The sequence below is a fragment of the Pseudomonas sp. NY15364 genome (assembly GCF_048068235.1).
GTDB lineage: Bacteria > Pseudomonadota > Gammaproteobacteria > Pseudomonadales > Pseudomonadaceae > Aquipseudomonas > Aquipseudomonas mendocina_D.
In genome coordinates, this window is sequence record NZ_JBLUPX010000003.1 from 183,786 (window position 1) to 195,736 (window position 11,951).

Consider the following 11,951-nt stretch of genomic DNA (forward strand, 5'->3'; position numbering starts at 1 on the left):
ACTGCTTCAGCGACCGATCATTCGCGCCAATACATCCTCACCGCCCTGGCGGCGATGGACAAAGGCCATGGCGGCATGGCCAATCACCATGAACAGCAACAGCCAGCCCAGGTTGCCATGCAGCAGGCCAGCTGGAGCGATCATCCACTCGATCTTGCCGTCAAAACCGGGCATGACGGTCATGCCGAATGCCACGAACTCCCGGCCCGAGCCGTACTGACGCAGCAGCGCGACAAAAGGAATCACGAACAGCAGTGCATACAGGGCCAGATGCCCAAGGCGCGCCGGGATGCTGACTGCGGCAGGACGGCGGTTGCGGTTGTAAAACGCCCAAAACAGACGAATCACCACCAGCACCATCAGCAGCAGTCCTGTTGCCTTGTGCGTGCCCCAGGCGAACTTGTCCAGCACGCTGTCTTCCAGCAGGACATGGGCCAGTACGGTGACGAACTGCCACCCCAGCAAAATGGCCATACCCCAGTGCAGCAGGCGTGTAACCAAGCCATAGCGCTGCGCGCAATCATGCAGATTCGACATCGTGCATCCTCTTCAATGTCATCAACGAACACGGTGTTCGGGCCACCAATCGTTGGCAAAAACCCGTTCCAGACGCAATGGTGCCGTGCAGCAGCACGAGACTGCGCCTGCAGATGTTAGCGGATATGTCAGAAAGGCATCACGCCACGCCCCCGACGACTGCGGGCGTGGCGTGCTGATCAGGCATCGCGCAGCGCTTCGCGCCAGGCGTGATATTGCGGCTCCTGCCAGATGCGCGCGTGCAGGCGCGCCATGCCGTCAGGATCGTTGAGCAGACGCCAGCGGGTCGCCTCTACCTTACCCTCAGGTCCGGCGCTGAGGATTTCCTCGATACGCTCGTTGCGCAGCGCTTCGGCAGCCGGCACCACCTTGGCGTGGCGGGCGCGGGCCATGGCGCAGACCAGGGCGTTGTACAGCGGGTCGACCACTGCACGCAGGAAGCCCTTGCGCAGAGCCCGTGAGCTGTTCAATTGCTCGTACTCGGCGGTGTTGCTCAGCTCCACTGGCACCTTGTGCTCCTCCGGTATCAGGAACAGCTTGATACGCCGCGCTGCCAGTCCTGGCCCAGTACGACTGGTCAGCACCGAGACCACAGGCGACAGCACCAGCGACACCACGATAGGCGCCAGCCACCAGAGGAAGTCCGGGTTGAGCCAAGCCACCAGTGCCGTCCAGCTGATACCGATCAGCACCTGGGTGCCGTGACGGCGGAATGCCTCGCTCCAAGGCGTGGAATCATCCACACGCTGCGGCGAGTTCCACTGCACCGACCAACCGAGGAAAGCAGCGGTGACGAACAGGCTGTGGAACAGCATGCGCACAGGTGCGAGCAGAACCGAGCAGGAGGCCTCCAGGAGCATCGACAGCAGCACCCGCGTACGACCACCGTAGGCTTCCGCGCCCTTGATCCAGATCAGCAGCACACTGAGCAGCTTGGGCAGGAACAGCAGCGTCATGGTCGCCGAGAACAGCGCCACGGCCTCTTCGGGTTGCCAGCGCGGCCACAACGGGTAGAGCTGGTTGGGCTGCAGGAAGTACTCAGGCACCATCAGCGTATGGATCGCCAGCAGACAGGTCGACAGCACCAGGAACAACAGCCACAGCGGCGCCGACAGGTAGGACATGACGCCGGTGAGGAACACCACGCGATGCACGGCGTGCATGCCACGCACCAGGAACAGCCGGAAGTTCATCAGGTTGCCGTGGCACCAGCGACGATCACGCTTGAGCTCGTCGAGCAGGTTCGGTGGCAGCTCTTCATAACTACCCGGCAGGTCGTAGGCGATCCACACACCCCAACCGGCACGGCGCATCAGCGCGGCTTCGACGAAGTCGTGAGAGAGAATCGCGCCAGCGAAAGAACCAGTGCCCGGCAAGGGCGCCAAAGCGCAGTGCTCGATGAAGGGTTTGACCCGAATGATCGCGTTGTGGCCCCAGTAGTGCGATTCACCCAGCTGCCAGAAGTTGAGCCCTGCGGTGAACAGCGGTCCGTAGACGCTGGTGGCGAACTGTTGCAGGCGCGCGTACAGGGTGTCCATGCCCGATGCCTTGGGTGCGGTCTGGATGATGCCAGCCCCGGGGTTGGCCTCCATCAGGCGCACCAGGCGGGTCAGGCAATCGCCGCTCATCACACTGTCAGCATCGAGCACTACCATATAGCGGTAATTGCTGCCCCAGCGCCGGCAGAAGTCGTCGATGTTGCCGCTCTTGCGTTTCACCCGACGCCGACGGCGGCGATAGAAGATATGGCCGAAGCCTTCCACTTCGCGGCACAACTCCATCCAGGCCTGTTGTTCGGCCACGCAGATATCCGGGTCGTTGCTGTCGCTGAGAACGAAGAAGTCGAAATGATCGAGTTGCCCGGTAGCCTTGAGCGATTCGAACGTCGCGCGCAGGCCGGCGAACACGCGCGGCACGTGTTCGTTGGCGATCGGCATAACCAGTGCGGTACGCGCCCGTGGCGAGATCGGCTCATCACCGCAGCTGCTCGCGGAGATGCTATAGCGATCACGCCCCTTGAGCAGTTGGAAGAAGCCCATCAGCGCGGTCCAGAAACCCATCGACACCCAGCAGAACAGCAGGGCGAACAATGCCAGGATACTGGTCTGCACCACGTACGGCAGGATCTGCCGCGCTGACTCGCGCAGCGGCTGGTCGAACACTAGGCCAAGATCGACCAGCGACCAGCCCTGATAAGGCAGCACCGACTTCATGTACCAGGTGGCGACCACCGTCTGCGTGATCATCAGCACCAGCAGCGCGGTTCGGCGCACCGCCGCAACATGCCGCCAACGTTCTTCGGCGAAGTCTTCGCTCTCACGCGTGCGCGGCCGCGGTGCAGGTTTCTCGCCTTTCAGGCGGCGCCAGCCACGATCCAGGATGTTGGTCTGCCACGGCTCCGGCACCATACGCGTGCGCGTGATCGGTGGCGTCGAGTCGACAGTCGGACGACCCTGGTGATCCTGCACGATGCGGCAGCCACGCTCGAGCGCATCCGGCCAGCCCAATGCCAGGCGGGCTGGCACCGAGTCGAGCATCTCGCGGGTTTCCTCCTGGGGCTCGGTCGCTAGCTGATCGTCCTCGTGCAGGGCGCGATGCAGTGTCGCAAGATCGCCGCCCTCCTCTTCGACGCGATCAGCCAAGGCCTGCTGCCGCTCATGATCGAGCGGCAGTTCTCCCAGATACTCCTGGATTTGCGTAGGGTCTAGAGTGTTATTCATGGGAAGGCAGCTGATAGCTCCAGGTTTCCGACAAGGGCTTGCCGTCCTCGACCAGGGCAGCGCGCATCTCCACCGGCTGCGCCGGGTTCTTGACCTTGATGCGCAACATCAGGCGCCAGCCTTTGCTGACCGGGTTGTAACGCAGGCTGTCTTCCAGCAACTCGGCGTTGCCATCGACGCTGACCTGAACAGTCGGCGCCGCGTCGGGCGAACGCTTGGCCAGCTCCTCACCGACGAAATCGACCACCAGCGCGGTACTGCCATCGGCCTGACGAATCAGGTTGGCCTGCTTGATATCACCCTCCGACAGCCGGGTCTGGCTGACCATGGCCAGTTGCGGATCGTGCAGTTTGGCGTCGTCACGGCTGAAGTGTAGGCGATAGGCCACATCCAGCGACTCGCCCGGTGCCGGCAGCTTCTCGGGACGCCACAGGGCGACGATGTTGTCGTTGGTTTCGTCCGGTGTGGGAATCTCCACCAGCTCGACATAACCGGCACCCCAGTCACCAACGGTTTCCACCCAACCGCTCGGGCGCAGCTCGTAGCGGTCGTCGAGGTCCTGGTACTGGTTGAAATCGCGACCGCGCTGCATCAAACCGAAGCCACGCGGGTTGTCGATACGATAGCTGCTGACGTTCAGACGCTGCGGGTTGTTCAGCGGACGCCAGATCCACTCGCCGTTGCCGGCATGGATGGCCAGGCCATCGGAGTCATGCAGCTGCGGGCGGTAATTCGGACGCGGCCAGGGCTGGTTGGCCCCGAACAGGTACATGCTAGTCAGCGGCGCGATGCCGAGCTTTTCGACGTTCTCACGCAGGTAGACCTTCGATTGCACCTCGAGCACGCTGTCGCGCCCCGGTTTGATTTCCATGCGGTAAGCGCCGGTGGCGCGTGGCGAGTCGAGCAGTGCGTAGATCACCAGGCTGCGGCGATCGGGCTGCGGCTTCTCGATCCAGAACTCGCTGAAACGCGGGAACTCTTCGCCCGATGGCAGCGCGGTGTCGATAGCCAGACCGCGCGCGGAAAGACCGAACACCTGCCCTTTGCCGACGATGCGGAAGTAGCTGGCGCCCAGCACGCTCATCACCTCATCGTGCCGACCGTTGGTGTTGATCTCGTTGATCACCTTGAAGCCGGCAAAACCGAGATCCTTGAGGTCATCCGGGTTCAGATTGAGATCGCCGAAGTCGAACATCGACGGGTCGTACTTGATTTCCTGGGTGCCTTCGGCGGTCACTTCGTTGATCTTCACCGGCACATCGAAGTGCATGCCCTGGTGGAAGAAGTACAGCCGGAACGGCGTCTTGCCATCAGCCCAGTGTGCTTTTTCCTCAAGGAAGCGCACCTTCTGATAGCCAGCGAACGGCAATTCGCGCAGCGCAGCCGGCAGATTGCTTTGCGGGGCGCTGTAGCTTTCGGCGGCAAGCGCCTTGGCCTTGACCGCCACATCATCCAGATCGAAGGCCCAACTCTGGGCAGCGAACAACAGCGGGAGCACACAGAGGGCCAGCTTGCCGGCCTTACCCATACGAGCTCCAGAACAACGACTCATCGACACACAGCCTCCAGGGCAACACGTACTGACAAGCGGCGGCAAGCCCAGGGGCGGCCGCTGCAGGGAGTTGAAAACGGGCGAATGGTACAAATACAACGCGAGCACGATGCAGACAGCCAACCGGACGGTGACGTCTCCGCATGCGCGGATTCTTTCTGCGCATTATTACCAGATCGTGAAGTCCGGCACAGGTGCTCGCGCGAGTATATTTTTCGCCTCCTTGGGCCACGCCCTCATTGGCGTGGCAACAGTTCGAAACGCGCCTCCTGCACGCTCTCCGAATCCAGCCCCAACTGGACACGGAAGGCACCTGGCTCGCTGACATGCTGCAGGCTGGCGTTGTAGAAACGCAGCATGGTTTCGTCGATGTCGAAACTCAGCTCGCGCGCCTCACCTGCTTCAAGCTTGACCCTGCGAAAATCCTTGAGTTCCTTCACCGGACGGATCACCGAAGCGGCCTCGTCGTGCAGATACAGCTGCACGACAGTGGAGCCAGCCCTTGGCCCGGCGTTCTTAAGCGTGACGCTGACGCGAATCTTCTCATCCGGCGTCATGCGCTCGGCGGACAGCTTCGGCGCCGACAGCTCGAAGTCGCTGTAGCTCAGACCGTAGCCAAACGGATACAGCGGGCCGTTGGGCTCCTCGAAATACTGCGAGGTGTAGTTACCCGGCGTGCCGGGTGTGTATGGACGGCCCAGGCGCAGATGGTTGTAGTAGGTGGGAATCTGCCCGACCGAACGCGGGAAGGTGATCGGCAGCTTGCCGGAAGGGTTGTGCTCGCCGAACAGCACGTCGGCGATGGCATGGCCGCCCTCGATGCCGCTGTACCAGGTTTCCAGCATCGCGTCGGCGTTTTCCTTCTCCCAGCCGAGCGCCAGCGGGCGGCCATTCATCAGCACCAGCACCAGCGGCTTGCCGGTGGCCTTGAGCGCGCGCAGCAAGGCCTGCTGGCTGTCCGGCAGATCCAGGCGGGTGCGGCTGGACGACTCGTGGGACATCCCCCGCGCCTCACCCACCGCCGCGACGATGACGTCGGCCTGGGAAGCCACACGCACAGCCTCTTCCAGCATCGCCTGTGGTGTGCGCTTGTCCAGCACCACTTCCGGGCGATCCCAGTTGAGCTGGTTGAGGTAATTGATCACATGGGCATCATCGGTGACGTTGGCGCCCACGGCGTAGATCAGCTTGCCCTGGCCTTGCAGCGCCGCCTCCATGCCCTTGCGCAGGGTCACTGCCTGCTCGGCCACGCCGACCGCCGACCAACTGCCGAGCATGTCCACCGGCGAGTCGGCCAGCGGGCCGATCAGGGCGACGGTGGTCTTCTTGCTCAGCGGCAGCGTGTCGCCATGGTTTTCCAGCAGCACCAGCGAGTCGCGCGCCATGGCCCGCGCATCGGCGCGGTGCAGGCGGCTTTCGGCATTCACATCGGCCGGGTCGTCTTCGGCGCGACCGATGCGGCGGAACGGATCGTGGAACAGGCCGAGGTCGTACTTGGTGTTCAGCACATGGGTGACAGCCTCATCCAGCACGCCCTGTGGTAGCGCTCCGCTGCGCACCAGCGCCGGCAGCTCCTGATCGTAGAGCGTGTCGGCCATGCTCATCCCAACACCTGCGGTGACGGCCAGTTTTGCCGCCTCTCGGCCATCGGCTGCCACACCATGGCGCAGCAGTTCGGTGATCGCGCCGTGGTCGCTGAGCGCCACGCCCTTGAAGCCCCAGTCGCGGCGCAGCAGATCACGCAGCAGCCAGGTATTGGCCGAAGCTGGCACGCCATTGATCGCGTTCAGCGCCACCATCACCCCACCGGCGCCAGCATCGATGGCGGCGCGATAAGGCGGCAGGTAGTCCTGGTACATACGCATCGGGCTCATGTCGACCACGTTGTAGTCGCGCCCGCCCTCCACCGCGCCGTACAGGGCGAAGTGCTTGACGCTGGCCATGATGCGCTGCGGGTCGCTGGGGTCTTTCCCCTGGTAACCCCGCACCATGGCTGCGGCGATGCGCGACACCAGGTAGGGATCTTCACCGAAGCCTTCGGACGTGCGCCCCCAGCGCGGATCGCGGGAAATGTCCACCGTCGGCGCGAAGGTCATATCCAGACCATCGGCACTGGCCTCGAAAGCCGCGACCCGGGCACTGTTTTCGATGGCGGCAATGTCCCAGCTCGAGGCCAACCCCAGCCCGATGGGAAAGGTGGTGCGATGACCATGGATGATGTCGTAAGCGAAGAACACCGGGATGCCCAGGCGGCTGCGCAAGGCAGCCTCCTGCATCGGACGGTTCTCCGGGCGCACCACCGAATTGAAGGTGGCGCCGATGCGCCCCGCGGCCATCTCTTCGCGAATGCGTTCGCGCAGCATGTCGCCGCCGATACTGATCAGGCGCAGTTGGCCGACCTTTTCCTCAAGAGTCATACGCCCTACCAGGTCGGCGATGAAAGCCGACTTGTCATCCATCGATGGCGCAGCGACCAGCAAGTTGGGGGCGAACAGGGCAGAAACGAGAGCGAACTGGCGCAGGTATTTCATCGGGTGCGGCATCCTGGATACAGGTCATTGTCTGAATGGTCGCCACGATACTCCGAGTCCTTGCACCGCGCCTTGGCTCCATGCAAAAAAACCGCTGCCATTCAACGGCGTGCCAGGTATTACGACGCCCGCCTTGCGCAAAATTGCGCTTTTTATGGGGCATCACTGGTTTTGCCTGCCAGCAGGCGTAGCATGGCCACATCAGGGAGAAGGTGATGGCGCAATTCGAACGTCTGCAGGTGTTCCAGAGCATGAGTCGCTCGCCCAACGCGTGCCTGCACGCCATGGCCGAGCTAGGTAATGGCATGGCCGTGGCGCGCTGGAGCAATGCCCATGATGCGCGCGACTACCTGGCGCCCAGTCATCACACGCTGTCCTGCTACTTGGCCGGCGGCACCGGCACCTTTCGCCGCGAGCAGCCGGGCAACAAGGGCGCACCGGACAAACTGTGCATCCTGCCGGCCGAACACCAGTCGGCCTGGGTCATCAACGGCGAGATTCAACTCGCCCACCTTTACATCGAGCAGGAACAGTTCGCCCTCGGTGCGGTGGCCCTGCTCGACCGCGAACCACGCAGCCTGCAACTGGCAGAAGCGACCTTTCTCGAGGATACCGAGCAGTCCGCGCGTTTCCGCCAGCTCTGTACCCTCGACTGGCAGGAGCCGGGCGAACGCCTGCTGGCCAGCAGCCTGGCTCAGCAGTTGCTCGACCATGCCCTGCTCAACCAGGTCGGCCTGCGCCAGGGGCTGAACCTGAAAGGAGGCCTGGCTCCGCTGCAACGCAAACGGGTGCGCGAGTTCATCGAACAGCATCTGGAGACGCCACTGCCGCTGAGCCAACTGGCCGCGCTCTGCGCCCTGTCGCAATACCATTTCGCGCGCATGTTCCAGAGCAGTTTCGGCCTGCCGCCGCATCGCTACGTGCTGGCCCGGCGCCTGGCTCGCGCCTGTCAATTGTTGCGCCAACCCCAGCCTTCGCTGAGCGACGTGGCGCTGGCTTGCGGCTTCGCCAGCGCCAGCCATTTCAGTAACCGCTTTCGCCAGGCGCTGGGTGCCACACCCGGGCAGTACCGCGCGGCATTCCGCTAGCCGTGCTGGCGGGTTGTACCCGCCCTGCTGTCGGCAATCTGCTGGCAACGCCTGCTAATCGCCACGCGGCTATGCGAAAATCTGCGGCTTTGCATTGCTACGGCCCAGTCATGCGCCCATTCATTTCTGCCTCGGGGCTTCGTTGATGCCCCTGGATATCCACCAACTCCGCCAGGAAGACTGGCGCTCGGAATTCGGCGCCGGTGACCTGCGTCGCGGTATCGGCTACGCCGAAGAGAAACGCAGCAAGCTGCTCAGCATCAAGGACAACAGCCTGCTCGCCAACTGCCGTGGCTCCGGTGGGCAGACCTACCAGCAGCGCATTACCCTGCACCCCTATGGGCGCAAATGGAGCGTGACCGGGCACTGCACCTGCCCGGTGGGTTTCAACTGCAAGCATGTGGCCGCCGCCCTGCTCACCCTGGAAGCGCAACAGCGCGCAGGCAGCGACCTGTCGGACATCATCGTGGTCAACAAGGAACTGGCGGAAACGCGCCTGGAAGGTATCGCGCCTACCGCCATCCTCAGCCTGGGCAGCCAGGTGCGCGTGCATTTCGACGCACGCAAGGGACGCATGCAGGAACAAACCCAGCACCGCGCCGCGCTGGCCTTCGACTATGCCGGGCACAAGGTCTTCGGCAAGCCGGCCAAGGACCTGGTCAAGCGCCTGGATGAGCAAACCAACCTGCGCCTGATCCGTGACGGCGCAGCCGAAGCCACGCTGCGCAAACGCCTGGAAAGGCTCGGCCTGCAGGTAGCCCTGCGCCAGAGCGAAGCGCTACCGGCCGAAGCTGGCGAGCCGTTCGAGCTGGAACGCGAGCGCGACTGGCTGGATTTCGTCCAGCAGCAACTGCCGCAATTGCGCGCCGAAGGCTGGCATATCCACATGCGCCCCGACTTCCAGTACAACCTCACCGAGGTCGATGACTGGTATGCCGAGGTCGAGGAAGACCCGCAGCAGAACTGGTTCGATCTGGAGCTGGGCATCGAAGTCGAAGGCCAGCGCCTGAGCCTGCTGCCGATCCTGCTCCAGGCCATTCGCCGAACGCCCTGGCTGCTGGCGCCCGAAGCGCTGGCCCAGCGCGCCGACGAAGATCGCCTGCTGGTCAGCCTGCCGCAGGGCGGCAAACGCATCGCCCTACCCTTCGCCCGATTGAAGCCGCTGCTGGCCACTCTCGGCGAGCTGTATTTCCGCGACCCTGGCGACGATCATCTGCCGCTGCGCCTGGGTCGCGCCGACGCCGCGCGCCTGGCCGAACTGGCGCAGGGTCCTGAACTCAGCTGGCAAGGCGGGGATGAACTGCGCGGTTTCGCCCAACGCCTGCAGAGCCTGGCAGTGCGTGAAGTCTCACCACCCGCGGGCTTGCAGGCCGAACTGCGCAGCTATCAGCTGCAGGGCCTGAACTGGATGCAGACCCTGGCCGAGCTGCGCGTCGGTGGCGTACTGGCCGACGACATGGGCCTGGGCAAGACCCTGCAGACCCTGGCGCATATCCTCTGCGAGAAACAGGCGGGTCGTCTCGACAAGCCCGCGCTGATCGTCATGCCCACCAGCCTGATTCCCAACTGGCAGGACGAAGCGGCGCGCTTCACCCCGCAGTTGCGCGTATTGGCACTGCATGGCAGCAAGCGCAAGGCGCTGTTCGAAGAGATCACCGAGCACGACCTGATCCTCACCACCTACGCCCTGCTGCCACGCGACCTCAAGGCGCTGAATCAACACCGCTACCGCCTGCTGATCCTCGACGAAGCGCAGAACATCAAGAACCCGCGCAGCAAGGCGGCCACCGCAGCGGCTCAGATACAGGCCGAGCTGCGCCTGTGCCTGACCGGCACGCCACTGGAAAACCACCTGGGCGAGCTGTGGTCACTGTTCCACTTCCTGATGCCCGGTTGGCTCGGCGACGCCAAGGCCTTCACCCGCGACTACCGCACGCCCATCGAGAAACGCGGCGACGGCCATCGCCTCGCACATCTGAACGGGCGCATCCGCCCCTTCCTGCTGCGCCGCAACAAGGAACAGGTAGCCAGCGAACTGCCGCCGAAGACTGAGATCACCCAATGGGTCGAGCTGACCCAGCTGCAGCGCGACCGCTACGAGACCCTGCGCCTGGCGATGGACCAGAAGGTGCGCGAGGAAATCACCCGCCAGGGCCTGGCACGCAGTCATATCGTCATCCTCGAGGCGCTGCTGCGCCTGCGCCAAAGCTGCTGCGATCTGCGCCTGCTCGGAGAGGATAACGGCGAGTTGGGCGCAAACGATTCCGGCAAGCTCAGCGCCCTTCTGGATATGCTTCAGGAACTGGTCGACGAAGGCCGCCGCGTGCTGCTGTTCTCTCAGTTCACCTCGATGCTGGCGCTGATCGAGGCTGAGCTGCAGGCCCGCAAGATCGCCTACGCCAAGCTGACCGGCAGCACCCAGGATCGACGCACACCGGTACAACGCTTCCAGGCGGGAGAGTTTCCGGTGTTCCTGATCAGCCTCAAGGCCGGTGGCAGCGGCCTCAACCTGACCGCCGCCGATACCGTGATCCACTTCGACCCCTGGTGGAACCCGGCCGCAGAAGCCCAAGCCAGCGATCGCGCCTACCGTATCGGCCAGGACAAACCAGTGTTCGTCTACAAGCTGATCGCCCGCGGCAGCGTCGAAGAAAAGATCCAGCAACTGCAGCAGGCCAAGGCCAGCCTGGCCAAAGGCGTGCTGGACGGCGGCAGTCAGGGCCAGTGGAAGCTGGATGAGGAAGACTTGGCAGCGCTGTTTGCACCGCTCGATTGACACCTCGCCTCAACGATCCGCCATCACGCCAGTAATGGCGGATGAAACGAGTGTCATCCACCTCAAATCAATCAGACGTATCGTCGCGCTCGGACTCGGCATCCTCACGGTTGCGCGCCTTGTTGCGGGGATGCGGGCCGGCCACGGCCGGAAAGCGTGACGAAGCGTAACGCACCACCAGAATCGCCAGCGCCAGCAGCAGGATCGCCCCCGACACCATCACCACACCCCAGCTCGGCTTGTGGGTGTGGGAAATGTCGGAAATCAGCAAACGAGTCAATGCGGTGATCGCCACATAGATCATGAAGCGAATCGGCATGTGGTTGGTCTTGAAATAGATCCCCACCATCGCTGCCAATTCCAGGTAGATGAACAGCAGCAGGATGTCATCGACCGTGATGTGTCCCTTCTCCAGCATGCCGATGAAGGTCATCACCCCCGCCCAGGCCGTGATCGCACCAATGGCGAACAGCGCCAGGTAATGGAAGGCCTCCATCAACAGATTGCCCAGCGACTCCGCCAGACCGTGCATGTTTTCGCGCAAGCGCTCAGCCCAATTCATCCTTCAACTCCCCACGAGACCTGGCAAACCACCCCGAATCCCCACCTCGGGTATTCGCAAGAAACAATCATGCAGGAAAAAGACCAGCCCGAGGATGCCGCTGCGATGTGACGATTTGGCACGCTCCAGCCAACCGCGACGAGGCTGAAACTGACATCACAGGCTCGCCAAGATACCCCGACGCG

At 63.4% G+C, this 11,951-nt stretch carries 7 protein-coding genes; 2 read left to right on the top strand and 5 right to left on the bottom strand.

Annotation, left to right across the window (positions count from 1 at the left end; genetic code table 11):
• Positions 1-6 precede the first annotated feature (6 nt).
• From ACNFCJ_RS04420 to bglX, 4 genes are all read right to left on the bottom strand, one after another.
• The gene (locus ACNFCJ_RS04420; RefSeq protein ID WP_416770003.1) at positions 7-537 is read right to left on the bottom strand and encodes a cytochrome b; all 531 of its coding nucleotides are present in this window, start codon (positions 535-537) and stop codon (positions 7-9) included.
• 179 nt (positions 538-716) lie between these two features.
• The gene (mdoH, locus tag ACNFCJ_RS04425; protein WP_416770004.1) at positions 717-3,257 is read right to left on the bottom strand and encodes a glucans biosynthesis glucosyltransferase MdoH; all 2,541 of its coding nucleotides are present in this window, start codon (positions 3,255-3,257) and stop codon (positions 717-719) included.
• Complete coding sequence (locus ACNFCJ_RS04430; RefSeq protein WP_416770006.1) at positions 3,250-4,785, bottom strand: glucan biosynthesis protein G; 1,536 nt, start codon at positions 4,783-4,785, stop codon at positions 3,250-3,252. The genes mdoH and ACNFCJ_RS04430 overlap by 8 nt, the downstream gene beginning before the upstream one ends.
• 260 nt (positions 4,786-5,045) lie before the next feature.
• Complete coding sequence (gene bglX, locus ACNFCJ_RS04435; RefSeq protein WP_416770008.1) at positions 5,046-7,340, bottom strand: beta-glucosidase BglX; 2,295 nt, start codon at positions 7,338-7,340, stop codon at positions 5,046-5,048.
• 215 nt (positions 7,341-7,555) lie between these two features.
• Between bglX and ACNFCJ_RS04440 the strand changes: the two genes are divergently transcribed.
• Together ACNFCJ_RS04440 and ACNFCJ_RS04445 are read left to right on the top strand one after the other, a co-directional pair.
• The gene (locus ACNFCJ_RS04440; protein WP_416770010.1) at positions 7,556-8,428 is read left to right on the top strand and encodes a helix-turn-helix domain-containing protein; all 873 of its coding nucleotides are present in this window, start codon (positions 7,556-7,558) and stop codon (positions 8,426-8,428) included.
• Positions 8,429-8,573: 145 nt separating this feature from the next.
• Complete coding sequence (locus ACNFCJ_RS04445) at positions 8,574-11,204, top strand: DEAD/DEAH box helicase (RefSeq protein WP_416770012.1); 2,631 nt, start codon at positions 8,574-8,576, stop codon at positions 11,202-11,204.
• Between the two features lie 67 nt (positions 11,205-11,271).
• Here ACNFCJ_RS04445 and ACNFCJ_RS04450 read toward each other — a convergent pair whose 3' ends face one another.
• Positions 11,272-11,766 (bottom strand): phosphate-starvation-inducible protein PsiE, encoded by a 495-nt coding sequence (locus ACNFCJ_RS04450; RefSeq protein ID WP_125835507.1) that lies wholly within the window; start codon positions 11,764-11,766, stop codon positions 11,272-11,274.
• Positions 11,767-11,951: the final 185 nt, after the last annotated feature.

Coding starts and splice junctions, on each gene's coding strand:
- ACNFCJ_RS04450 (WP_125835507.1), bottom strand. CDS start 11,766: ATGAATTGGGCTGAGCGCTTGCGCGAAAACATGCACGGTCTGGCGGAG.
- ACNFCJ_RS04420 (WP_416770003.1), bottom strand. CDS start 537: ATGTCGAATCTGCATGATTGCGCGCAGCGCTATGGCTTGGTTACACGC.
- mdoH (WP_416770004.1), bottom strand. CDS start 3,257: ATGAATAACACTCTAGACCCTACGCAAATCCAGGAGTATCTGGGAGAA.
- ACNFCJ_RS04445 (WP_416770012.1), top strand. CDS start 8,574: ATGCCCCTGGATATCCACCAACTCCGCCAGGAAGACTGGCGCTCGGAA.
- ACNFCJ_RS04430 (WP_416770006.1), bottom strand. CDS start 4,785: ATGGGTAAGGCCGGCAAGCTGGCCCTCTGTGTGCTCCCGCTGTTGTTC.
- bglX (WP_416770008.1), bottom strand. CDS start 7,340: ATGAAATACCTGCGCCAGTTCGCTCTCGTTTCTGCCCTGTTCGCCCCC.
- ACNFCJ_RS04440 (WP_416770010.1), top strand. CDS start 7,556: ATGGCGCAATTCGAACGTCTGCAGGTGTTCCAGAGCATGAGTCGCTCG.